At 48.9% G+C, this 23,677-nt stretch carries 18 protein-coding genes; 3 read left to right on the top strand and 15 right to left on the bottom strand.

Going from position 1 to position 23,677, the window contains the following annotated elements:
* Nucleotides 1–141 precede the first annotated feature (141 nt).
* The 5 genes from EKM89_RS07735 to EKM89_RS07715 all read right to left on the bottom strand — a co-directional run bounded on the left by EKM89_RS07735 (nucleotide 142) and on the right by EKM89_RS07715 (nucleotide 4,294).
* On the bottom strand, nucleotides 142–777 hold the full coding sequence (locus tag EKM89_RS07735) for an NAD(P)H-binding protein (protein ID WP_125687316.1): 636 nt from the start codon (nucleotides 775–777) through the stop codon (nucleotides 142–144).
* Between the two features lie 295 nt (nucleotides 778–1,072).
* Nucleotides 1,073–1,522, bottom strand: coding sequence for a MerR family DNA-binding transcriptional regulator (locus tag EKM89_RS07730; protein WP_125687314.1), 450 nt, complete (start codon nucleotides 1,520–1,522; stop codon nucleotides 1,073–1,075).
* Between the two features lie 20 nt (nucleotides 1,523–1,542).
* A complete protein-coding gene (locus tag EKM89_RS07725; protein WP_125687312.1) occupies nucleotides 1,543–2,196 on the bottom strand; it encodes an NAD(P)H-binding protein in 654 nt (217 codons plus the stop codon).
* Nucleotides 2,197–2,198: 2 nt separating this feature from the next.
* The gene (locus tag EKM89_RS07720; protein WP_125687310.1) at nucleotides 2,199–2,780 is read right to left on the bottom strand and encodes a flavodoxin family protein; all 582 of its coding nucleotides are present in this window, start codon (nucleotides 2,778–2,780) and stop codon (nucleotides 2,199–2,201) included.
* 869 nt (nucleotides 2,781–3,649) lie between these two features.
* On the bottom strand, nucleotides 3,650–4,294 hold the full coding sequence (locus EKM89_RS07715) for a TetR/AcrR family transcriptional regulator (protein ID WP_125687308.1): 645 nt from the start codon (nucleotides 4,292–4,294) through the stop codon (nucleotides 3,650–3,652).
* A gap of 98 nt (nucleotides 4,295–4,392) precedes the next feature.
* On the opposite strand from EKM89_RS07715, the gene EKM89_RS07710 reads away from it, so the two are divergent.
* Complete coding sequence (locus EKM89_RS07710) at nucleotides 4,393–5,394, top strand: NAD-dependent epimerase/dehydratase family protein (RefSeq protein ID WP_125687306.1); 1,002 nt, start codon at nucleotides 4,393–4,395, stop codon at nucleotides 5,392–5,394.
* A 422-nt stretch (nucleotides 5,395–5,816) separates the two neighbouring features.
* Here the strand turns inward: EKM89_RS07710 and EKM89_RS07705 are convergent, their stop codons facing one another.
* From EKM89_RS07705 to arfA, 4 genes are all read right to left on the bottom strand, one after another.
* Entirely contained in the window at nucleotides 5,817–6,779 is a 963-nt protein-coding gene (locus tag EKM89_RS07705) for a beta-galactosidase small subunit (protein ID WP_125687305.1), read from the bottom strand.
* The gene (locus EKM89_RS07700) at nucleotides 6,763–8,649 is read right to left on the bottom strand and encodes a glycoside hydrolase family 2 TIM barrel-domain containing protein (protein ID WP_125687302.1); all 1,887 of its coding nucleotides are present in this window, start codon (nucleotides 8,647–8,649) and stop codon (nucleotides 6,763–6,765) included. Before EKM89_RS07700 ends, EKM89_RS07705 begins: the two co-directional genes overlap by 17 nt.
* A gap of 211 nt (nucleotides 8,650–8,860) precedes the next feature.
* The gene (locus EKM89_RS07695; RefSeq protein ID WP_225421846.1) at nucleotides 8,861–10,303 is read right to left on the bottom strand and encodes a glycoside-pentoside-hexuronide (GPH):cation symporter; all 1,443 of its coding nucleotides are present in this window, start codon (nucleotides 10,301–10,303) and stop codon (nucleotides 8,861–8,863) included.
* A gap of 48 nt (nucleotides 10,304–10,351) precedes the next feature.
* Nucleotides 10,352–11,818 (bottom strand): arabinosylfuranosidase ArfA, encoded by a 1,467-nt coding sequence (gene arfA, locus EKM89_RS07690; RefSeq protein WP_125687300.1) that lies wholly within the window; start codon nucleotides 11,816–11,818, stop codon nucleotides 10,352–10,354.
* A 207-nt stretch (nucleotides 11,819–12,025) separates the two neighbouring features.
* Here arfA and EKM89_RS07685 point away from each other — a divergent pair, with 207 nt between their 5' ends.
* Nucleotides 12,026–12,928, top strand: coding sequence for an ArsR/SmtB family transcription factor (locus EKM89_RS07685; protein WP_125687298.1), 903 nt, complete (start codon nucleotides 12,026–12,028; stop codon nucleotides 12,926–12,928).
* Nucleotides 12,929–13,209: 281 nt separating this feature from the next.
* Here the strand turns inward: EKM89_RS07685 and EKM89_RS07680 are convergent, their stop codons facing one another.
* On the bottom strand, nucleotides 13,210–15,000 hold the full coding sequence (locus EKM89_RS07680; RefSeq protein ID WP_125687296.1) for an ABC transporter ATP-binding protein: 1,791 nt from the start codon (nucleotides 14,998–15,000) through the stop codon (nucleotides 13,210–13,212).
* The gene (locus EKM89_RS07675) at nucleotides 14,987–16,711 is read right to left on the bottom strand and encodes an ABC transporter ATP-binding protein (RefSeq protein WP_125687294.1); all 1,725 of its coding nucleotides are present in this window, start codon (nucleotides 16,709–16,711) and stop codon (nucleotides 14,987–14,989) included. The genes EKM89_RS07680 and EKM89_RS07675 overlap by 14 nt, the downstream gene beginning before the upstream one ends.
* Nucleotides 16,712–16,924: 213 nt before the next feature.
* Between EKM89_RS07675 and EKM89_RS07670 the strand changes: the two genes are divergently transcribed.
* A complete protein-coding gene (locus tag EKM89_RS07670; protein WP_225421845.1) occupies nucleotides 16,925–17,824 on the top strand; it encodes a hypothetical protein in 900 nt (299 codons plus the stop codon).
* 36 nt (nucleotides 17,825–17,860) lie between these two features.
* Here the strand turns inward: EKM89_RS07670 and EKM89_RS07665 are convergent, their stop codons facing one another.
* The 4 genes from EKM89_RS07665 to EKM89_RS07650 all read right to left on the bottom strand — a co-directional run bounded on the left by EKM89_RS07665 (nucleotide 17,861) and on the right by EKM89_RS07650 (nucleotide 23,584).
* Nucleotides 17,861–18,280, bottom strand: coding sequence for a GNAT family N-acetyltransferase (locus EKM89_RS07665; RefSeq protein ID WP_125687290.1), 420 nt, complete (start codon nucleotides 18,278–18,280; stop codon nucleotides 17,861–17,863).
* Between the two features lie 371 nt (nucleotides 18,281–18,651).
* Nucleotides 18,652–19,461: a DUF2399 domain-containing protein gene (locus EKM89_RS07660; RefSeq protein ID WP_125687288.1), complete on the bottom strand. Its 810-nt coding sequence runs from the start codon at nucleotides 19,459–19,461 to the stop codon at nucleotides 18,652–18,654.
* On the bottom strand, nucleotides 19,442–22,576 hold the full coding sequence (locus EKM89_RS14200) for an SbcC/MukB-like Walker B domain-containing protein (RefSeq protein WP_164510542.1): 3,135 nt from the start codon (nucleotides 22,574–22,576) through the stop codon (nucleotides 19,442–19,444). The genes EKM89_RS07660 and EKM89_RS14200 overlap by 20 nt, the downstream gene beginning before the upstream one ends.
* Nucleotides 22,577–23,584 carry a hypothetical protein gene (locus EKM89_RS07650; RefSeq protein ID WP_125687286.1) on the bottom strand — a complete coding sequence of 336 codons (1,008 nt, stop codon included), beginning with the start codon at nucleotides 23,582–23,584 and terminating at the stop codon, nucleotides 22,577–22,579.
* Between the last annotated feature and the right edge of the window lie 93 nt (nucleotides 23,585–23,677).

Genomic DNA, 23,677 nt, shown 5'->3' with positions numbered 1-23,677 from the left:
ATAACGTTGCCTAATTTTAGACCCAGTATCGTTGTGACAACAGTCATAATGAGTGTTTTGGGACTTTCAACCTTCAGTCCTTACCTTAAGCCTTCGTGTACCCTCGAAGACAAGAAAAAGTTGGGCTTCATCCCTCAGCGGCTAATTGTAAACTGGCGTGTCACCGTCAGTTCCAGCCTTCGCAATTCCTAAACTACTGTAACTATATCGCGTCGGCTCCTGCACAATTTTCACGATGAGATCCGCAATACTCTGCCGAGAAATCGTGGTCCCTTTAAAAGTTTCCCCTTTGTTGGTCAGTTGGTAGTCAACTTCGTCGTTATTAGTCATGTATCCGGCACGAATAATGGTGTAATTAAGACTTGACGTTTCAATGTGCTGGGCCGCTCGGCGGGTATCTTCCATAACTTCATGGCCAATCGACCGTTCTAACCAGGCATCAAATTTCTCGGGCAATTCATGATACAGACCTAAGCCAGTAATGTAGAGTAGCCGCGTAACCCCCGTCGCGTCCATGGCCCGAACAATATTTTTAGCCATCGGTTCAAACGTCCCACCTAAATCAGCAAGAACTAGCTCCTGGCCAACCATGGCATCCTGAAGCGTGTCGTAGTCGTTGACGTCACCTTCCACAACCGTTTCTCTGCTAACATCGACGTCCTGTAGCCGACTAGCACGACGCAGATATAGCGTTAATTGATCAGTTGTTGCTCGCAATAACCGTTCGCGAACGAGGCGGGCAATCTGCCCATTGGCTCCTAGAATTAAAATTTTCATATTTAATCACTCCCTGTATTTAAATAGCTTAGGCCTTCGAGTCAACTCGAAGGCAAGAAAAAAATTGCACTATTCCGGCATCGATTTCATCACTAGCAATTCAAAGGTAGTAAAAAGAGCCTGAGAGAAATCCCCAGACTCCTTTAGTATCTCCGAATTTACAGTGCTGAAACGTGGGACAAAAGGCAGCTGACTCCGCTTAAAACTGATAACCAAATAATCCAAGCCCGGGATTATTCGGTTATCAGCCTTAATGCTCGCCAGCTAATCGCCTTTTATCCCACTCTCTTTAGCTTTAGTTATGGTAGTCAGGTTCATCATCCGTTGCCGCGTCTTGCTTGGCAACCTTCTCCGCATGTTCTCTTTCCAGCGACCGCAGTTCTTCTTCCGTCGTCTCCATGTGGTCATAGAAGTGATTCAACTTGTAGTTTAGGTGATCAATCGCCGCTTGCAAGTCGTCGCGTTTTTCTTCCATCACAGCAAGCTGTTCCTTGAGCAATGCCTTTTGTTCCTTCGTGTTGTCCTCTTGCGCATCAAAGAGTTCAATGTACCGGCGCAAATTTTCAACACTCATTCCCGCTGACAGCATTTGCGTCACGAAACGAATGCGCCGAATGATACGGTCGTCAATGTCCCGATTACCCACCGGTGTTCGGTCAATAGCGGGAATTAGGGATTCCTTTTCGTAGTAACGAATTGCTGCGGAAGAAACGCCGGTTTTTTCGCTGGCTTCTTTAATGTTCATTTACCTTCAGCTCCTTAAGTTTAGTAAACTGGGCGATTCTGCCCCTCGGTTGTGGGGTCTGCCATCCCAATACTATCACGACTGTAGCGCGTTGGGTCAGCAATCATCTTCAAAACGACATCGGCCACGCTGGCCCGAGAACCGGAAACACCCTCATAGGGTTGGTCTTTGGTGGTGACGGTGTAGGCGATATCTCGGTCGTTCAACCAAGGCAGCCGTAGCGTCGTGTAGTCCAGACCAGATTGCGCAAGCAGCTTGTCGGATTCCCGTGCTGGAGCCATCCCTGCGCCAATCATTTCCAAGTTCCAGCGACCAAATTCGCCACCGACCTCATTGTAGAGGCCAAGGACGTTGGCAAACAACACGCGGTCCACATGGTTGGCGTGCATGGCGCTGATGACATTCTTGGTCAACCGATTCTGTCGATCGTGATCGACCATCGCCACGAAAACTAGGTCTTGACCCGCCATAGCAGCGGTCACGGCGGACGCATCAGCGATGTCACCATCGACGAGTGTCACGCGCGGATTGGCCTGTAGACTGCTGAGCCGACCGGCGTTCCGTAGAAATAACGTCAACGTCACGTCTGCAAACGCCGGTTCGGTTAAGATACGGTGTTCAACGAGCCGCGCGATTTGACCATTAGCAGCTAAAATCATAACTCTTTTACGCATTATTAAGACTCCTTTGTCTGCGCCAACCAGCGTTTAAAGTCGCTGGTGGTCTGTTCTAAGTTCACATCATGGACGCTATAGTTGGGCAAGATGGTGGTGGTTGCTGGGGTCAGCCGCGCTAGAACTTGTTGCGTGTCCCCCGCTCCGTAACCGGCATTAGTGGAAAATGACGCGAGCCGTTTACCCGCTAACTGGTTGCCAAACTGTTTTAAAAACTGATGCATTGGATTCGCCGGGGTCATCGCCCAAATCGGATGCCCCAATAAGATTAGGTCGTACTGCCTTATATCGGGCAGATCGCCTATGACCAATTCAGGCCAATTCTGGTCTTCCCGTTCACGTGTTGCCCGCGCCACACTGGCCTGATAGTCAGCAGGATACGGTTGCGCAACCACCAGTTCATAGCGGTCGGCGTGCAGATAATCTGCAGCTAATTGTGCCTGAGATTCGGTGTTCCCGCTCCGTGAAAAATAAATGATCACTGTCTTGGCGGTTGGCGTAAGCTGCCGAACCGGCACTACCTGTGCGTTGGTATCCGCACCATCGGACCGGGCGCCACGCCCTTTAGGTAAACGACCACGCATATTTCCAACTCCCTTCCTGACACTTGAATGACCCTAGGTTAAACCTTCATGTGGACTTCAAGGCAAGGGGAAAGTTTAACTTTTTTTGAAACACGGCTCCGCGGTCGCAACTAACTTGCACCTCTCATCCCAGTGCGCATTAGATTCAGTGCCGCTAACTTCGTTTAAATCGCCTTTATTTAGAGATTCCGCCTACGCAAGATTGAAAGCATCGTTTGGGACTCTTTTCAGCCTGTCAGAGCGCACCAGACTGCCTCATCTTCATATACATATACTGTTAGGACTCTTTTAACGCGAAAACAAGAGCCACAGACCGCTACCACTACGCGTTGGTTGTGCCCCTTACTAGTCGCTATAACTGAAGGTTAAAAGTTAAAATGCTCGCGTTACTTTTACAATAGGTAGAGACGATCGCCACTAAAATAATGGAAAACAGGCGCACTCCGGCTAGCAGGAGTTCCGCTTGCTGTGGGGAACGCCTCTAGCTCTGACTGTACCCATCCATTTCAAATGTTGCGTTCCAGATGAGTGCTAACATTTAACGTAAATCAATAACGTTTCTATAGGCATAATCTATGTTGTCTTAGAACAACCAAGTAAGCCGAGAGGTCGGCAAATATGGGCTCAGGCGCGTCGTTCTACTTAGTCAGTGGGTGTTTTTTCCCGCTGGCTTAGTAGAAAACCAAGCTTGGAGACTCGGCATTTTCGAGGCTTCAAGTTGTATTCGCACCGTTCCAGCCCATATCTGCCGGCCGGTAAGGCGATGGTTGGACTGCGTTGCCTAATTTTAGCCGCAGTATTCTACTACAGCAGTCATACTAGGTGTTCTAAAACTTCGCTATAATCTTTACGCCATTTTGCTAAAGGTCCTACGCAATCAAGGCATACGTCGCCCGAAATTCTCGCAAGATAGTCGCTTTAAAGTCTTCGATCTGTTTCATATCCAGCTGTTCTTGAACGGCTGGCACTAGCAGTCCAATCAACTGAAACCGCAACGTGGCTGCCAAATAAGCCTCGGCGCGATTCAGCGTTAGCCGATGTCTTTGTACGCGCTGTAAGACTGTCTGAACCAAAGCCTCTGCCTGGAACAACACGTAGTCTGCCGGGAGCTCTTTGACGATAAAATTAGCCTGTTGAGCCTGATCGACGTAAACCTCCAATTGGCCGAAATACACCCGGTAAGCACCCGTAAATTGCTGGTACAACGCCGGATAGGCCTTCTTCAGTTCTGCGGTAAATGTTTCGGTCGTCGACCCCATCAGTAGTAAGGAATCCAACCAAATTGGCAGAAATGTTGCCGGCGCAAAATGACGAGGAACGGGGTGTTCCGCGATAAATTGCAGGTGGCGAGCCACCACGGCTTGAACGATTTCGTCCTTATTTTTAAAGTATAGATAGAGACTCGCACGGCTAACGTTCACATCCGCTGCTAGTTTACTCATAGATAATGTTTGAAATCCTTTAATTAAAATTACGTGATTGAGCTTGACTGTCAGCTCTTTTTGGTCAATCATGGCATTCAACTCCTATGACTTTAGAATAACATTTCTTGACGTTTTAGACAATATGTTATATTATTTGTCTAAATTAAATTTCAAAGGAGTTTTTATTTATGAAAAAAGTTGTTGTTTCTGGCGGTTCCGGTTTTGTGGCCAGCTGGGTCATTACAGAATTTCTCACACACGGTTACGCGGTGGCGACCAGTTTACGGTCCCTCGACAAGGCCGAACGAATCAAGCAAGGACTCAGTCGCTATGTCTCGGCTGTCCAACTCGCCAACCTAAGTTTCTTCCAAGCCGACCTGACGCGTCCAGCTGGCTGGCAAGCAGGCATGGCCGGCGCTGACGGCGTCATTCATGTTGCTTCACCATTGGGGAATGGCACCGAATCCACAGCAGAGCTGGTTGAAGTTGCTCGCGATGGTGTGCTGAACGTCTTTCAAGCCGCTGCTGACGCTGGGGTCAAACGAATCGTCATGACCAGTTCTCAAGCCGCTTCGACGCCGGATAGCCACGCAACCGGAACCTTCGATGAAAGCCTCTGGACGGATCTCGCTAATCCCGAACTGGACCCTTATCGTATCTCAAAGGTTAAGGCCGAACGAACCGCATGGGCGTTCGCCGAGGAACACGATCTCAGCCTGACGACCATTCTGCCTGGCGCCATCTTCGGCCCAGTCATGACTGCCAATCTCAGCTCAAACGGACTTTTACGCCAACTTCTCAAGGGCCTCCCTGCCGTCCCAAAAGTCCCCTTAGAAGTCAGTGATGTCCGCGACCTCGCCGTCCTTCACCGCTTAGCCTTTGAGCAGTCAGCCGCTATTGGTAATCGTTACCTGGCCGCTTCACAAACCATTTCGATGCCGGCCGTGGCCAAGTTGTATCAACAAAACTACTCGCAACTTAGGGTTCACGCACGGCCACTCCCTAATTGGGCCACCCGTCTGCTGGCCAAGCCCATGCCTGCCCTGCGTTCGCTAGTTCCCATGCTCGACCGCCGTTATCACCACACCACGGCTGCCGCAGAACACGACCTCGGCTGGACACAACACACACCGACAGAAACGGTGCTGGCAGCAGCGGACCGATTGATATCGTTGGGGTTGGTGAAGTAACGTTTTATTGAGAGTGGGACAAAAGGCGATTAGCTGATGAGCACTAAGGCTGAAAGTCCCAAAACACTCATTATGACTGTTGTCACAACGATACTGGGTCTAAAATTAGGCAACGTTGTTCAACCATCGCCTTACCGGCCGGCAGATATGGACTGGATCGGTGCGAACACAACTTTAGGCCTCGAAAGGATTGAGTCTCCAAGCTTGGTTTTCTACTAAGACAGTGGGAAAATCACCCACTGACTAAGTAGAACGACGCGCCTAATCCCATATCTGCCGACCTCTCAACTGCCTTTTGTCCCACGTTTCACCAATGTACATTCGGAGCTACCAAGCGTCTGGAACATAACTCAAAAAGTTGCTTCTTTCAGAATCTGATGACTCTGAAAGAAGCAACTTTTATTATCTCTATTCAACTTACGCTAATCCTTAACTCCAGCAATTTCAAAGCTAAAGTCATGGTCGATGTCACCCGCAATGTGGTACTGCGGTTCAACGTCAGCGCCCCAACTGTCGATGCCACCAACGCCCCGAACGGCGCCAAAGATGGTCAGGACCGTGCGGCGAACCAGCGGCAACTCCTCAATGTGCGTGGCGCTTTCTAGTTCTTCTGGCGTGTAGGGTAAGCAGCTAAAGGCAAATGGATGCCCCGCTTGCCGGATCGTCAGCCTGAATGGCTGGTGGTCGGGGTCGGCGTTATTGAGCGTCGTGGCCCGCGTTACCTTAACCCAGTCGTTGTTCATGTGCATGCCACATTCTTGTGGCACCATGTACGGTGTGACAGGTAGCCCGTCAACGTGATACGTACCTGGACGACCACCCGCTTGCCGGTCGGGATACGTTTCACCCGAGAGGCCTTGGTAGTCGAATCCAGTAGCAGCGGTCGGCATGACCAGCCGCAAACCAAACGTTGGCAGCTCTGGTAAGCCGGTCGCACCCTTGTAATGAACATTCACGGTAATCTGGCCACCACCAGCAACGACGTATTCGACCGTCACCGTAGTGGCTGGTGTCGTGGTCGTCATATAGGTAAATTTCACCGCAACTGTATCCGCCGTTTCGTGGTCGGAATACTGATTATTGACCGGTGCAATTGGCAGCTGAATCGGTTCCCCGTCAACTGCAACGTCGATCTGTGTGCAAGCACTGAACAGATCGGCGCCCAGCCACGGCGCAGACTTCGTGGAGAAGCCATTACCACGGTCGTTATCGGTCGTGGCGCGCCAGAAAGCCGGGGTCGGTGTCCGGTACAACCACTCCTTGCCATATTGGACCAGCGATTCCAAGCCCCGTCGATCGTAAGCAAAGATGTAGTGGAACCCGGGACCGCTCAGCCCCAAAGTCTCGTCGCCATAAATCACGTTTAATTTAGTCGTGTTGGCCATAGTAGTAGTCCACCTCCTGTAGTGCTGGCTTCGGCGTTCGGTCCGCAAAGAGCAGACCATCACCGGAGAATTCATAGTTGGCATGCCGGTCATCGAAGTCCCCACCGTAGCGAAGAACGGGCTGTCCGGTAACGTCATCTTTGACCCAGAGTGCCTGATCAATGTAGTCCCAAATGAAACCGCCCTGATACATGGAGTACTTATCAATTAAATCGGTATAACTCTTCATGCCACCCAGGGAATTTCCCATATCGTGCATGTACTCACAGTTCACAAACGGTTTGGCTGGGTCATTTTTCAGATAGTCCTCGATGGCATCCGGATGGTCGTACATCATGCTTTCCATGTCGGAGATGCGATCCGCATAATCCCGATTACGGCAAACACCTTCGTAGTGGGTCAGCCGCGTTGGGTCAACGTCGTGGTAGTACTTGTCCATGGCCGCAATATCATCGCCAGCGTAGGATTCGTTCCCTAACGACCAGATTAAAACGGCCGGATGGTTCTTAAACATTTCGTAGTTGCTCTTGGCCCGGTCAAGCACGGCTAATTGCCACTGTGGCAAGCTTCCAGGTACGTTATAGGAGGGTTCAACGGCGCCCATCTTTTGCCAAGTGCCATGCGTTTCGAGGTTATTTTCAGCCATCATGTAGATCCCATTGCGGTCACACAGATGGTACCAAGCATCCTGATCAGGATAGTGACAGGTCCGCACGGCGTTGATGTGATTTTCCTTAAAAATTTGTTGGTCGTCGTCCATGTCGGCTTGCGTGACGGCCCGACCACGGTGGGCGTCCCATTCGTGACGATTGACCCCATTCAAGATCAAGCGTTGCCCGTTGAGTTCCATGACTTTATTTTTCAGTTCAAAGCGGCGGAATCCGACTTGATAAGGCACGACCTCGACCAGATTTCCCGTAACATCGCGCAATTCAACTTGCAGCTGGTAAAGGTACGGATCGTGGTGGTTCCAGAGGTGAACGTGATTGATGGTTGCGGACAAGTCCAACGTGTCGGTAACTTCATTTTCGGTTGTCCAGATGGCCTCACCCGTGTCGTTCAGGAGGCTAACGTTAACGGCCCCCACTAGTTTATCGGTGGCAGATAATTTCAAATTAACCCGCAAGTCGCCGGTCACAAACGCATCGTCGACGCCGGCACGAATCGTCATATCCTCGACGTGGAGGGCGGGCTTAGCAACCAACCGCACACTGCGAAAGATCCCAGAGAAACGGAACATATCCTGATCTTCGAGATAAGCGGCGGTGCTGTGCTTGAAGACCTCAACGGCCAACACATTATCCCCAGCTTGGAGATATGGCGTTAAGTCGAATTCAGAACGGCTGAAACTATCTTCGGCGTAGCCCACAAACTGACCATTCAACCAGAGATACATCGCCTGTTCGACCCCATCAAATTCGATGCTGACCCGCTTACTTTGGAGCGCGGCGTCTAACGTAAAGTGCTTGACGTAAGCCCCAACGGTGTTCTCGGGGTCGGTACTGAACATCCCCTTTTCGGGACGGTCGGCACCCATGCTGTAGGCGGGACGACGGTAGTGTTTGCCTTCCCAAGGATAGGTCGTGTTAATGTACTGAAGTTGGCCATAACCGGCGAGTTCGATATGACCCGGAACGGTCAAACGATCGAAGCCGGAACGGTCATAGTCGGTCTCATAGAAGCCGATTGGACGGTGTTGGGGATCCTTCGCAAAAGAAAATTCCCAGGAACCGTCGAGACTTTGAACCAAACTACTCTGTTTGGCCAGAACTTCGGCAACCGTCGCGTAACCGCGGTGATCACTATGCGCTGGTAACTGATTGACCCGAAAAGTCTGAGGATCATCCAGCCATGAAATTTCTGCTTTCAAAAGTCTTCCTCCTTTTTAAAAACGCTTACACTGGTAATTATACAACAGAAGAGCTGTGATGCCAGCGAAGTCAGATTAAATTGTAATATGAAAAGTGACTAAACCGATTTTGTCCAAATTCATCATTAAGACGACCGGTTTAGTCACTTATGCGTTAGACTAATTGGTTATTTTGATTGGTGATAACTGGTCGGAGTCCGGTCAGTTCACGCTAGTTGACGTTTTCAGCACCTAACTTCTTCTGCAATTCTTCAACGATCTCGGCATGTTTCTTTTCGGAGATATTAACCTTGAAGACGTAGATGAGTAACGCCAGGATATGGACGATTAAGCCAGCCCAGAAAGCCACGGCCTTGAACAAGGAAATACCGCTGGTTGTAATGGAAGCAGCTGTGGCAGTCCCGGTCATCCCGGCAGCAACAGCGACCCAACCAACGACCCCGTTAGAAATCGCACTGGACATCTTGTCGAGCATTGGCCGAATCGCCAACGTCACGGCTTCACTCCGCGTCCCATTCTTCAGTTGACCATATTCGATGGTATCGGTCAGCGTCAAGATAACGGCCATGAAGATGAAACCTTGTGGCACGTAGTACAGAACCAAGGCGGTCATGACCATGAATAAGTTGTCGGTTGAGACGATCAAGATGATGTAGGCCAAGATCATGGCACACATGCTGACGGCATAAATCGTCTTCCGGGTGACCCACTTGTTAATGATGGGGTACAGGGGTGACGTGAAGAAACCAGAAATAGTTGGAATCAACCCGGCAATCCAGAACAGACCTGGCTTGTCCATGACGTACTTGAACATGTAGAACATCAGTCCAGCAGTCGCAGCATTCCCGAACCCATAAACTAAGTAAGGCAGTGCAGTCCAGAGCATCTGGTCGTTGTGTGCCAAGGCCCAGAACATGTCTTTCAAACTCGTCTTATCCTTAGCAGCATTCCGCAAAACATTTTGCTTTTCGTGAGTCCCCAAGGCAACGATAAATGAACAAATAATAGCAACAACGGCAATAATAATCCCGAAAGCCGTCCAACCAGCTTGGCCTTCATTATGCTTCCCAGTGGCCAAGTAAGTCACGTAGGTTACGACCGGCACAATGCACATCGTGACGATATTTTGACCAAATCCGGTAAAGTTCCCAGCGGCCGTAAAGATGGACCGTTCGTGACTGTCTTCACTCAAAGCGGGAATCATGCCCCAGTAGGAAACGTCCCGGAACGAGTAGAAGATATCAAAAATCGTAAAGATTGGAATAAAGAGAATCATGAACCAAGTTGCATTTGACCGTGACAGTCCGAAGATCCCAGACATCAAGACGATCAGTAGTAAAGCGGAAACCGTCCCCGCACCGATCAACCAAGGCTTAAACCGGCCCCAACGCGTGTTGGTATTATCAACGATGTTCCCAATGATTGGATCAATAAAAATTTCAAGAATTCGGAGGACGAAAATGAGTCCCGTAATCATGGCAATTGACTTGGTGGCCTGAGACTTTGACACGCCGGTAAACATGGCCGTCGTGACGTAGATCATAAAGTAAGTCCCAAACATCATTGATAACGCAGAATGACCAAAGTTCCCAAAAGCAAAATTGACGACTGGCCAAATCTTACTCTTGTGGGTAGCTGTTTTTGTAGCATCCATTGTAAATCACACTTTCTTTTTTAAAATTGTGTGGCCCGCCTAATTCGCTTAGACGGTAAACGTGATGACGTTCCAAGAAAACGGTTTCAAAATAATCTGACCGGCATCCTGAATATTCTCCTCGCGTACTGCTTGGTCCGCTGAGTTTTTGAATTCCGGATCAGAACAGCTATAGCTGAGATGGCTGGTCTCTTGGTAACGATCATCGTTGAGTTTCACGATCAGGTTCAGCGCCTCTGTTTGGTGCCGATTGACCGCAAAGATCGTATAGTGGTGCGCATCGTTCTTAACAGTAACGGCATCCAGGTACGGTACGTCGCCGAATTCCGGCACCTGATACGTTGGTGACTGTGCACTGGTTCGCAGCGCGGTCCCATGAGCGTATTGAGAAACGTCGCGTAATGGCGTAAAGATGGTCTGTTTCAACACCCCTTCCTTCGTCGTTAGGATCGGCGCGATTACGTTGACCAGCTGTGCAAAACAGGCAATTTTGACTCGATCCGCGTGCTTTAACAGCGTAATCAGCGACGATCCAACTAGCAGTGCGTCTTCGAAATTATAGACGTCTTCCAACTGGTGCGGTGCCTGCTGCCAAGGTTTGAGGTGCGCATCATGTTCGTTAGAATGATACCAAACGTTCCACTCATCAAAGGAAATGTTGAGTGTCTTAGCCGACTTCTTCGTCGCCTTCGCCGCGTCACAGAGTGCCACGACGGAATTGATAAATTGATCCATCCGAATCGCCTTAGCCACGTGGTGCATCGTCCCTTGCGATGGCAGTTCATAGTATTGATGCATCGACAGGTAATCTACGTTGTCATAGCATTCATCCAGAACCGTCGTCTCCCACTTGCCAAATGTAGGCGTATGTTCATTAGAACTACCGCAGACAACAATTTTAATGCTGGGATCAAGACTACGCATGGCTTTCGCAGTTTCATTGACCAATTGTCCGTATTCATGCGCGGTCTTATGGCCAATCTGCCATGGCGCATCCATCTCGTTACCGAGACACCAAAACTTCACGTGATAGGGTTCTGAGTGTCCGTTCTCGCGGCGTTTGTTCGCCCAATACGTATCCGTATCGAGATTACAATACTCCAGTAAGTTGCAGGCGTCTTCGATTCCCCGTGTCCCCAAGTTGACGGCGATCATGGCTTCAGCATCGACCTTCGTGGTCCAGTCCATAAAATCATCAAGACCAAATTGATTGGATTCGACACTCTTCCAGGCCAAGTCAACCTTCTGCTGGCGCTGGTCGCGTGGCCCGATACCATCTTCCCAATGGTAGCTGGAAACAAAGTTACCACCCGGATACCGAACTAGGGGCACATTGAGTTCTTTCACGGCCGCCATGACGTCCTTTCGTAGTCCCGCGTCATCCGCTAATGGACTGTCTGGATCGTAAATACCGCCATAAATGCTGCGCCCCATATGCTCTGCTAGCGACGAATTAATTCGGTGGTCAATCTGACCAATGGGAAATAAGTCCGTTGCATAAAGTTTTCCTTGCATAAATTCACCCCCTCCTTCGTTTTCCGAATTCATAGTATCAGTCGCGTGTAAGCGCTGTCAATAGATGATTAACAAAAAGAAGAACTAAATGAGTAAATCTTGGGGTTACGTTCACTAGTAACGCTATTTTTAGCCTAATTACGGGCTTTGTGGCCGCTTTATGTTAATATATATATGAACATAATATGCAAACGAGGTGAATATTTAATGGAAATCGACCTAAATCAGTCGTCCGTTGACGTACTGAAAGCTCTAGCCAGTCCAATTCGGCTCCGCATCATCGACCTACTCTCCAAACGAGAAATGAATATTCAGGAGCTCAGCGCCCATTTGCACCTCAGCAAGTCCATCGTGAGTTCTCACGTGAACCAACTGGAACGCGCTAAGATCATAGAGACCACGCGGAAACCTGGTAAAAACGGCGTCCAAAAAATTTCGCGGCTCCGCGTCAGTTATCTGGGCATCAACTTCCCCAACCGTAAGGAATCGGCCTATTCGCACTACGAGACGCGTCTACCGATCGGCCACTACGTTGACTACGATGTTGACCCCGTCTGTGGATTGGCGACAACTAAGAGCTACATCGGCCATCTAGACGATCCGAAATATTTCATGGACCCCGACCGCGTCAACGCCGGTATTCTCTGGTTTGCTAAGGGGTATGTTGACTACAAGGTGCCTAACCTGTTGGACCGGTCACAAACGATTCAGCAAGTTGAAATCAGCTTTGAAGTGGCCTCGGAATTTCCCTTTACCAATGATAATTGGCCGTCAGATATCAGCTTTGAACTCAATGGTATCGATCTGGGTTTCTGGGAAAGTCCCGGCGACTACGCGGATGTCCGCGGTGAACTAAACCCAGAATGGTGGCCGAATAACATGAACCAGTACGGCCTATTGAAGACGCTACAGGTCACGCACGCGGGAACGTTTGTCAGTGGTGAGAAGATTTCCGACGTGACCATCGACGACTTCTCCCGCCAAACGCAATATTGGAATCTACGACTCGCCGTCAAGAAGTCGGCGCAACACGTTGGTGGCCTAACTCTGTATGGTAAGGGTTTTGGCAATCATGATCAGGATATTAATTTTCGCTTTTACTACTTATAAAAATCGACAACCAGTCTCACTTAGATACACAAATAGCCAGCAACAGGGGTAATCTGCCCCACATTGCTGGCTATTTAAACTTGTCATTTAGAATTTGATTTCTAAAATTAGCAGCTAAAAATTGCGGCCACAGACCTTAGTTGTCCGAATAGGTAGCTGTAAATCCAGTCGGGCTACTTGTACTGGTCTAACTATTTTCCGTCTCTATTGCTCATTTCCCGGACATTATAACCCGGGTTAACCCGCGCAAATTTTCCGAAGCTCACTTGCATTATTTCCACTCATTTCTGCGTGTCAAACTGGCTGTTATACAGACCTGCATAAAATCCTTGTTTCGCTAATAAGCTGGCGTGGGTTCCTTTTTCAATGACCTGGCCGTCGTTGATGACTAGAATTTGGTTGGCCCGCTGAATGGTCGACAAGCGATGGGCAATCACGAAACTGGTCTTGTCTACCATCAGTGCGGTCATCGCCGTTTGTACGTCAGCTTCGGTATTGCTGTCGATGGCGGCAGTCGCCTCATCTAACACCAGAACTGGCGCCCCAGTGATGAAGGCCCGTGCGATACTCAACAATTGGCGTTGTCCCTGAGATAGACTGCTGGCATTTTCACTGAGCACCGTCTCATACCCGTCAGGTAGTTGGCTAATGAAAAAATCAGCGTTAGCGCGTTTGGCAGCCACGACCACCTCATCATCGGTCGCATCTAATCGGCCCAGACGAATATTTTCGCGAATACTCATCGAAAATAGAAACGATTCTTGCTGCACAACTGTGACTAGTTTCCGCAAGTCCTGCCGTTTAATCGTCGTGACATCGCGCCCATCTAACAGCACCTTGCCCTGTTGGAGCGGATACAGATTTGTTAGTAAGTTCATGATGGTCGTTTTCCCAGCACCCGTTGGTCCGACTAGCGCCACAACCTCGCCCTGTTTGGCGGTCAAATTTACGTCTCGCAGAATCGGCCGTGTCTCATAAGCAAAAGAAACGTGATCAAAAGTCACATTTCCCGCCGTTTGCGTCACGTGAACCGCACCGGGGACATCCTTTTCTGGTTGTTCATCGATGAGACTAAATACCCGCTGCGCACTGACCAGCGATAACTGCAGTGTATTGATCAGATTCAAAACGTTGTTGATGGGACCAGTAAAATTGCGCAAATAAATCAAGAACGTAAAAATAATCCCAACGGTGATGCCACCATGACCAGTAAGAATGGAAATAGCACCTGCTGCCGTAATCAGCACGTAGGCCAGATTATTTGTCATGTTGTTGAAGGGCCCAATGACAGACGAAAAAGACTGCGCGCGAAAGGCTGCTTTGGTGTACTCCGCATTTGTCCGATTAAAGTCGGCCATGGTCTGTTCGCTGTGGTCGAAGAGCTGAACCAGTTGTTTACCCGAAACGGATTCTTCAATCTGAGTGTTCAGGTTTCCCAGTGCTTGTTGTTGGGTCATAAAAACTTTCTGAGTGACTTTGGCAATCCGGCGTGAGAAAAAATACGTGGCAATTGGGCTGAGCAACGTGATTGCTGTCAGCAGTGGTGACAACAGCAACATCGCCAACCCCATACCAATCACGCTGATGATTCCAGTAAAGAGTTGGACGAATGTTTGCATCAAGGCGGTATTAATATTATCGACATCATTGGTCAGCCGACTCATGACGTCGCCGTTGTCGTGCGTGTCGAAATAACGCATGGGCAGACGCTGTAGGTTAGCAAAAACGTCGCGGCGAATATGCGCGCTAGTGTCCTGCGCGACCTTGATGATGATAGAATTTTGAAAGTAGGTAAAAACACTGGAAATCAAATACATACCAGCCATCGACGCACAGACAATCAGCAGCATCCGCAGCTTGTTCTTACTAATATAGCTGTCGACTACGACCCCATTGAGTCGATTGCCGACGATAGTGACCACCGTGGTAACTATCGTCAGAAGAAAAACGATTGCCAGTTGTCGCCGCCGAGTCGCTAAGTAGTGCCAAATCCGCGCAACTGTTTGCCGCCAATCACCCAGTGAGACCTTCTCACGATGAATGTTACGGGGAACGCGTTTATGCATGTCCATTGTTACCACCTCCTAGCTGCGTATGAACCAGCTGCCGGTAAAAATCAGAGCGCTGCACTAATTCCGCATGGGTTCCCTGCGCAACTAATTTCCCATCAGCTAACACAATGATTTGGTCACAAGCCATGACGTTGGTGACCCGTTGCGAAATAATCACTGTTGTTCGCTGCGCTCTGGCCTGTTCCAAGCGCGACTTAATCCGGGCATTGGTTTCCTGATCAACCGCACTTGTCGCGTCATCCAACACCAAAATATCCGCATCGGGAATTATTGCCCGGGAAATATTTAACCGTTGCCGCTGACCACCAGAGAAATTTTTCCCGTTTTGTTCGACGGCTGCATCGTACCGTCCCGGCAACCGATCAATAAATTTGTCGGCGTCAGCAATCGTGGCTGCTTGCGCTAATTGGGCCGCCGTGCCAGGTGCACCGTATGTCAAATTTCCCCGTACAGTTCCGGAAAATAACAGGGAATCCTGCAAGGCCACTGCCACTTTACTGTGAATTACTGGCAAGTCTAGCTGTTTAATATCTGTACCGCCAATCCGAATCGTGCCCTGATACTGATCAAAACTGGCCGTCAACAATTTGATGATTGAACTTTTCCCGGAACCAGTCGCGCCGACGATACCCAGCCACTGACCATCTGCCACGTGAAAATTGAGTTGATTGAGGATGGGCTTACTTTGCTGGTAGCCAAATGTTACATTGTCAAAGTCGATGCTACTACCGGTGGGCCGTTGCGCAGTTGGTGTGGACCGTTGCTCGGCGGGTTCTTCGTCTAACACCGCCTGAACGCGATTGGCACTGGTAATCGCCCGTGAAAAGGACGTGATAATATTGACCGTTTGAACCATTGCAGTCGTAATTTGAATCATATAGTTAACAAATGCGATGATTTGGCCATCACTGATCGTCTTGCTAATGGCCAAGCTCCCACCATAACTCAGTGCAATCACCACACCAAGATTTAACATCAACTGAATAACTGGTGAAAGAATGACGGTCGCCATCGCCGCCGACTGACTTGATTGTCGTAAATGACTATTTTCTTGATTAAATTGGTGTCGCTGATGATTCTCCAAAACATAGGCCTTAATAGTTTTGGCACCTTGCAAGTTTTCCCGCATAACCCGATTGACCGTGTCGACAGCTCGCTGCATCCGCGTATATCGCGGAACACTCCGGCGGACAACAATCAGTAAGAAAATAACTAGCAAAGGCATGATGATAAATAGGATGGGCGCCAAGTCTGGACAAACAATTGCTGACATCACAATCCCGCCGAGTAGCAACATCGGCGAACGCACTAGACCCCGAGTGACCATCATCACGAGATTTTGCATTTGAATAACATCATTCGTGATCCGGGTAATTAGCGTGGCCGGTTCCAACCCAGCTGGATTACGATCAATCAACGCGACTTGAAGAAGGTGACTGCGCAACGCCTCTCCCATTTTCAACGAGGCATAATTTCCCAGTACCCCGCTACTGGCACCAAAAAGGACCCCTACCAAGGCAAATGCCAACATCCAAGTCGCGTGCTGAATAACATAGCCCAAGTCGCCCTTAGCCAATCCATTATCGATAATCTGCGACATCAATGTGGGTTGCTGCAAGTCACAGAAGACCTCACCTAACATAATTAACGGGGCTAGAAAAAAACACCAGCGCGCGCCATGATGGATATGTTGCATCACAATTCGAAACAAGCGCATTCCTCCCATCAAAAAAGCGTCACGGATCCCCTCAAACCTAGTAAGGACTAAGGATCCGTGACGCTTATCAAGTTCTCATTTGTGCTTATCTTAGCGCAAGATTTTAAGGAAAACAAGCGACCACACCCGGAACGTTTGTTTGCTATCATCAATCTTTAAATCAGGTATAATTGAGTGTACCATCAAAATTGAGGAGGCTAAAATATCTTGAGCAAAGTTGGTAAATTTGGGCTTGGCTTATTCGCATTGTGTGCCACGTTTCTAATGAGCACGCTGATTGGCAACGCGCAAACTGAAAAGCCAAGTGCCATCGTCAAGGTAGGCGACTTCGCTGCCAGCACGGACTTTTTAAACCTGAGCCAGTACTTTCAGACGACTCGTGACGTCACTGTCAAAGTGGCCTATGTCCCTACGAAAAAGGTAGGTGCGCCAGTCAAACGGGCACTGACACTTCCTGCCGGGACAGTGGTTGCCGGGTCACTGACTACCACTAAACGGCACGGCTATTTGGTCCCCAGCCTACAACTTTACTTAGCACGCCTTAGCTATCCCTTGCTTCAGCAAAGTGCGCCCAAGGGCTATACGATTGATCCTGGCGCCGGTGCTTACGACCCGCAGATCACCTTAAAAGCTACAACCGAACTCACTGCATTTAAGCGAGTTAAGGTTCCTGATTACATGCCTGGTTATAGTCACGGTGACCTTTACATTGGTGGTGCTAAAGCCGCATTGAGTCCCGTGGAGCCCGCGAGCAAGAGTCTACGAATCACACCGGATGGCTATGCCGAAGTCCTGACTTACGATCCCACGGCGAGTGCTGGCCTAGGTTTTTACCAAAAACCAACGGGTCTGGCAAAAATCACCAAGACGGACTACCACGACCCTTACCGGCGACTTTACTTTAGCCATGATATCAAGGGTATCAAGACCAAGCGAGTCAGTCAGACTGGTGCTTATCAATACCGCATAACCTTGAAGAACTTGCATGATCCTCAGCATACGTTAGGTGACGAAGATAACGGTATTGCCGGAACCTTCAACAGCCTCTACTTGGTTGATGGGACCCGCTACTTTACATTTATTGGATACGATGGCATTAGTGGTTAATGTCGTGAGACGAGTTGACATAGCTCGCCTTTTTAATTACAAACGCTTCACAAAGTAATAGGTCGTCACACCACGCATCGGTAGGTCAACAATCTCCCCGTAAACTTGGTAACCACATTTGCGGTAAAAATCGGCGGCCTGATAGCTACGCGTGCCCAGCGTAATCGTCACGACATGATGTTGCCGGCCAAATGCCTCTGCCGTTTGGATGAGTTGTGTGCCAAGCCGTTGACCTTGATAGGCAGGCTTTACGGCCAACTCAGTAATTTTTAAATGATCATAGCGGTGACGCGCAATCAGACCGCCAACTAGCTGTCCTTTGTCATATACACCAAACGCAATAAATCCGGCTGCTTTCCTAGGCTGTGCCAACCCAGTCGCTTGAAATTGCTGATCAAAAATTTCACTGATCATGGGTTCTACCCTACTTACGACTGCCGGTTCTATACTAATCACGTTGGTCCCCCCTAACTGTTAGGTCCAGTGTACTCGCTCATTGCCATAGCGCCTAAATACACGTCTCGCAAAATAATTGCCCACTGATTAGTTATCCAAGAACTCGTATTAACGGGCAAAACGACTCTTTCCCACGCGCTCAACTTCCGTGGTACACTTTCGATAAGCACCCAATCTTGTCAGGAGGTAAGGCCCATGTTGATTAAATTAATTGCGTCTTTTGCCGCTTTATTCATTACCGTTACCCTGGTAACTTTAGGAACAAGTCAGGTTGCTGGCGATTTGACTGTTCATGACAAACAACTTTGATTTTTATTCAAAATGGCGTCGAGAACTCAGATAGAGAGTTTTCGACGCCATTTCTAATTTCCCTAGTTTTCCTTCAACCATTCGGTAATCAGCGTTTCATACGCCGCAATCAGCTGTTCTTGTTCCACGAACTTTTTGACTAACGTTAGCGAATTTAACTCCTGTTGAAACACTGATGCGGTCACCGTCACTGGCCGCGTCCGTTGTGGGTCAACTTTTCCCTTTAATGTCACCCATTTCAATACATTTTCTGGTGTCTGCAAGGCCGTGAATGTAGCCGGATCAACCGCCAATTCGCCTAATAAATGATCAGCAATCTGAATACCCCGACTGTCGAGATCACCGAGATAGGTGAACTGTACGTCACGCTTCACTAAATTTCGCATCAATGCCATGTACGCTGCGTTGAAGTCATTTCCACACTGATCAATTAGCGGCCATTCTGGGTGGAGACGAAGTAACCAAGCAAAAACACCATTATTTTCAACAATTACGACCCGCCGATGACGCAAAGGAAAGTCCTTCATTGCTGCAATCTGCCATGGATTCAATGTCAGTGGCTGCGGCAAATCCGTCTCAAAAATATTAGCACAGATAAACGCCATCCCAATTAACTTCGCCGTCACCTCGTGAACCTGTTGTCCGGTAAAGCAATTGGCTAGCACCCACTGATAGTACTCATAAACAGCTGGATTTTCCTGCGCATCATTTAAACTATGTGCCGTTAATCCTGCTTCGACTGCCTGTTGACCACGAGGTGGTAGAGTCTCTCCCACCGCAATCCTGTCAAATAGACTATCCAATTGGCTGGCTTCTTTTGGTACGACCTTCCCCGTTTCCGCAACATAACGCTTACGATACTGACTTGGCATGCGCATCCCCCCAGCTCAAAGCTTCCCGGATGATATTGCGATGGAACCGGCCGTCATTTTGATTTTGTGGCGCAATCACATCGTACGCGATGTTGTCCACCCGGTCGGCCAAAATTTTGTTCTGCGCACCGCTCGGCATGGTCGCAATGAAATTGAATCCGAAACGCGCAATCGTTTTAGCAAATGACTTTGCTGTTTCAGGATCTAACTTGTCAGCAAACTCATCAAACATCACTAAATATGGGGCATCCTCATTTTGTGCACGCTGCAAGACCATCTTCGGAACTAGCAACAATGGTAAGACCATCGCCTGAGCCTTTTCAGCTCCTGATCCCCCAGACTGAACGAACTTATCATCAACCTCTTCATAGTTGTCCTCTGCGCTTTGACGCCGCTTGATCAGTACCTTAAAGGCTGACCATTGACGCGTATCTAGCAAGCGCTGGGCCGCATCCATAAACAGATCGTCATCATCAGCAACCGTTAAGTCATTAGCCAATTTCTCAAGCCGATTACGAATCTCCGCAACCAAGGCCGGCCGCTTATCGGTCAGTGGATCACAAGCCTCTTTAATGACTTGATCACTGACTTCAGTTGGCGTCAGCTCAACCTTCAGTTTGATACTTTGTTCGCGGCTAACCCCTTCCGTTAACATCCGGTTATAGTCTGCAATCAATCGATATTGCGCCGTAATTCGCTGGATTGCGGCCGTTAAGTACGTATCCTGCGCGACATCATTTCCCGTCGTGAGTTCCTTCAAAGATTTTGTCACGTGGTTCTGATCTGTGGTCATCAACAATAATGCCCGATTGATATCAAAAGCAACTACCGTCAAGCCGTTCTGATTAATAGAACGCTGCTGGCGCATGGCACTAGCAAAATCAGCGTATCCTCGTTCTTCAAACAAGGTATCTAAAGCATTACGGTCGATGCCGTTACTGTCATTGTGATGAATCAACCGGCCAATCCAATCACTGATATCACCGTAACTACTATTCCGAACGATACTCCGATTTTCTTGCACAAATTCAATCGCCTTAGTAATCGTCGTTAAGCGTGCATCTTGTGGCTGGTAGGGTGCCAACGTTTCCAACGCAACCCGTCCCTGTTCTGCCAACTGCTCTAGCCGGGTCGTCAACCGCGCCATATCTTCCTTGGCCGTTGCAATTTTCCCCTCAGCTATGGCCCGTTGATTGTTTAGTCGTTGCTGTTCCCCATTCAACTGTGTTTGTTCTGCCTCTGTTTGCTGAATCTTTTTGTCGATTTCAGTGTCAACAATTAACGCGTCACGCCGCTGTTGCGTATCCTTTACTTCTGCGGTCACGCGCTGTTCATCGAAATCGGGCTCAACGGCTGCTAGTACATCCGTAATCTGTTGATCAAAGAATTGCTGCTGTTGCGTCAGTTGGTCAAGTTGTCGTTGACCCTCAGCCATTTCTTGCAACAGCTCCGTCAATCGTCGGCGTTGCTGACGTAAATCATTCAAGAAATCTGGCGCTTTAAGGATACGCTTTAGGTCTGGGTGGTCTTTCAGCAATTGCTGTTGTTTTGCCAATAATAACTGAAATTCACCGTTCATCTGGGTCGCACCGGCATCATGGACCTCCTGGTTATCCTGGTGAATATCCTTTCTTACACGACCATATAGTGGTCCTTGGGCATGTTCATCAATGCGACCACGTAGTTCATCCCGCATTTCCACGACGATTTGAACATCCTTACTAACTCGTTCCTTGGCTCGTTCACAGTCCTCATACTGATTGCGGAGATCCTTGAATTGCTGGAGATACTCGCCCAGCCGTTGGGCCAACTTAGTCGAATCGACCTCCGTGACCACGTCCATCAATTCCGGGAGCTCGGTTGCCTGAGCGGCTAACTTGGTCAATAACGGTCGCAACTCTTGCTCGTTTAGCGCCTGTTGCTGGGCTGTCAGTTCACCTTGTTGCGTCGTAACTACTGCTAACTTCTTTCGCAAGTCTGTCAACTGTTCCTGTTGCTTGCGATACGTCACCAACCGTTGCTGGAGACTAGTAATCTGTTGCTCATACTCTTGCCGGCGCTGCACAATACCATTCTGATTGGCCTTTTCTTGACGTAACCCCTTCAAAGTATCTTCAACTTTCGTGAGGTTCGTTGCCATCAATGTTAATTGTTGCGTGACCCGCCCAATGGTCTGCTGGTTTTGACTCACCGTCTCTTGTTTGCCCTCAAAGTCCTGGTGTACCTGACTATAGGGGTCTAAAGCGGCTTCTCGTAAATGATTCAAATTACGCCAAAAAATTTCTTTTTTCATCCGTTGAAGGCGTTCTTCTGCCTTCTTCAGCCGTTGGAGCACACCCTTGGTCCGATTAACCTCTCGCTGGCTATCCGCGACCTGACTGATTACCTGTGAATCGATACCCTCTTGTGCATTCTTCAGGGCTTCCCTGATTGGGGTAAAGCGTGCATTTCCCCCAGTCAAAATAGGAGACGCCAATAACCGATAGACTGCGGCCAGCTTGCCCAAAGCTTCTCCGTTCGAAAAACCGTAAACCTGGGTGGCAACGTACTCGCGATAAGCCGGTGCTTGATTAAAAATATGTAATTGCTTCCCCAGTCCAGCATTAGCCGCACGAAAAGCATCTTCATCCAGACTATTGTCGTCAGCATTGGTGGTTACGATGTTTAAACCAGTCGTTGTCTCATTACTGATGACGACAAACCACCAGGTTGGCTTACGTAGCTCACCCACAGCACGGTGGGCACCTAGGCCTAAGATGACCTGTCGTGTCTTTGACCGCAGCAACAAATAACTATAGCCGGTACGGACCTTCATCGCACCTGGTCCCCACCCCAGTAGCATGCTCTCGAAATTCCGTGTGTCTCGCTGACTATTCCGCGGGGCTCCCGTACTCTCTAAGCGATCAGTCCCTTTGGCAGAATTAAACGATGGCGTTGCGATTGATCCGTCAATCAACATCGGGAAAAAGCAATTGGCTAGGGTTGTTTTTCCGGCCGCATTTTCCCCAATCAGCGTGAGATTCCCATTTTCTGCAGCGGCTAAGTCTAAACTCGAATACTTATTAAAGTTTCGCAGGTGAAAGCTCACTGGCGTTAATTGGGTTCTTAATTTCATTTACTTTTCCTCCGTTGTAACTTGCTGTGTCCGCATGGAAAATCGGTGGGCAATCGGGGTCGGACTGACATACCCGTCGCGCTCACGAACTAACGCCATATCAGTTAAGGCTTGTTTAACCAGTGTGACATTGATCGTACTCTCTGGGAACAACTGATGAACAATCTGATGAATCCGTGTCGTCACCATATCCGTTGGTAGCCCCACTCCCAGTGAACGTGCCACTGCGACAGCAACGACCGCGGGTTTCGCTTCACTTTTTTTCCGTGACTTATCCAATAATGGGGCATAGTCATCCCCACACTCAAGATCAAACCGGTCCAATTGCGCCCACTGCTCGGCAATCTCTGTCTTATGCGTGACCAAATCTAACCAGACACGTGACGACCGATCCACATACCGTTGTGTCAGTAAGGTCCGGTTCACCCGTTGCAACGGTGTTGGTTCTGGGGCCACCGTAGCAGCCTGCAAATGTTCCACCAAACAAGCCGCCACGTAGTTGAAGTCTGCGCTAACGTCCCAGTAATCATCGATTTCTTCCGTTCGTTCAACGGCGCTGACCTCAGGCATATCTGGTGTGAACAGTCCAAATCGGTCAACAAATAACGCCGTAATCCGTCGCCGAATTTCCTTTTCATCGAGATTCACAACCTCGCTGTGAACCTGACGAACAATTGTCTGGGTCAAGACGACGCGGTCACTTTGCTGATTCTGTAATTCCGGTAAATTAATAACGGCTTTGAGGGTTGCCAACAAGACATGGACAGAATCGGCGTCCAGTCGCTGGTTACTCAGAAGGAACAAGAGGTTTTCCTGATAGTTGTCTGGAACAACGCCTAGTAGGCCCTTGAAAAAGCTATTTAGCCGTTGCTGAGTCAAGGGCCGTTTTAAGGCATTAATCGCATCCGCCCTTTGCTTACTGGTTTGTGGCGTGATGGTACTGGTGAAAATACCATGATCTAGTAGTTCATTGACGATTAGTTGTTCTGGTCCGTGTAAATCACTCATAGGCACCCGCTATGCAAATGATGAAAAAGTCTGGTCGGTCAAAATAACGCACCAAGCTTATCAAATTTACATATTTCCTTTCTCTGTTTTGTC

This window comes from Levilactobacillus fujinensis (assembly GCF_003946335.1).
GTDB lineage: Bacteria > Bacillota > Bacilli > Lactobacillales > Lactobacillaceae > Levilactobacillus > Levilactobacillus fujinensis.
Note: the sequence above shows the minus strand (reverse complement) of the source record. Positions and strands in the feature narration are given on the sequence as shown.

Bases quoted from the DNA above. Each gene is read 5' to 3' on its own strand.
- EKM89_RS07735 (WP_125687316.1), bottom strand. From the start codon at position 777: ATGAAAATTTTAATTCTAGGAGCCAATGGGCAGATTGCCCGCCTCGTT.
- EKM89_RS07730 (WP_125687314.1), bottom strand. From the start codon at position 1,522: ATGAACATTAAAGAAGCCAGCGAAAAAACCGGCGTTTCTTCCGCAGCA.
- EKM89_RS07725 (WP_125687312.1), bottom strand. From the start codon at position 2,196: ATGCGTAAAAGAGTTATGATTTTAGCTGCTAATGGTCAAATCGCGCGG.
- EKM89_RS07720 (WP_125687310.1), bottom strand. From the start codon at position 2,780: ATGCGTGGTCGTTTACCTAAAGGGCGTGGCGCCCGGTCCGATGGTGCG.
- EKM89_RS07715 (WP_125687308.1), bottom strand. From the start codon at position 4,294: ATGATTGACCAAAAAGAGCTGACAGTCAAGCTCAATCACGTAATTTTA.
- EKM89_RS07710 (WP_125687306.1), top strand. From the start codon at position 4,393: ATGAAAAAAGTTGTTGTTTCTGGCGGTTCCGGTTTTGTGGCCAGCTGG.
- EKM89_RS07705 (WP_125687305.1), bottom strand. From the start codon at position 6,779: ATGGCCAACACGACTAAATTAAACGTGATTTATGGCGACGAGACTTTG.
- EKM89_RS07695 (WP_225421846.1), bottom strand. From the start codon at position 10,303: ATGGATGCTACAAAAACAGCTACCCACAAGAGTAAGATTTGGCCAGTC.
- arfA (WP_125687300.1), bottom strand. From the start codon at position 11,818: ATGCAAGGAAAACTTTATGCAACGGACTTATTTCCCATTGGTCAGATT.
- EKM89_RS07685 (WP_125687298.1), top strand. From the start codon at position 12,026: ATGGAAATCGACCTAAATCAGTCGTCCGTTGACGTACTGAAAGCTCTA.
- EKM89_RS07680 (WP_125687296.1), bottom strand. From the start codon at position 15,000: ATGGACATGCATAAACGCGTTCCCCGTAACATTCATCGTGAGAAGGTC.
- EKM89_RS07660 (WP_125687288.1), bottom strand. From the start codon at position 19,461: ATGCCAAGTCAGTATCGTAAGCGTTATGTTGCGGAAACGGGGAAGGTC.
- EKM89_RS14200 (WP_164510542.1), bottom strand. From the start codon at position 22,576: ATGAAATTAAGAACCCAATTAACGCCAGTGAGCTTTCACCTGCGAAAC.
- EKM89_RS07650 (WP_125687286.1), bottom strand. From the start codon at position 23,584: ATGAGTGATTTACACGGACCAGAACAACTAATCGTCAATGAACTACTA.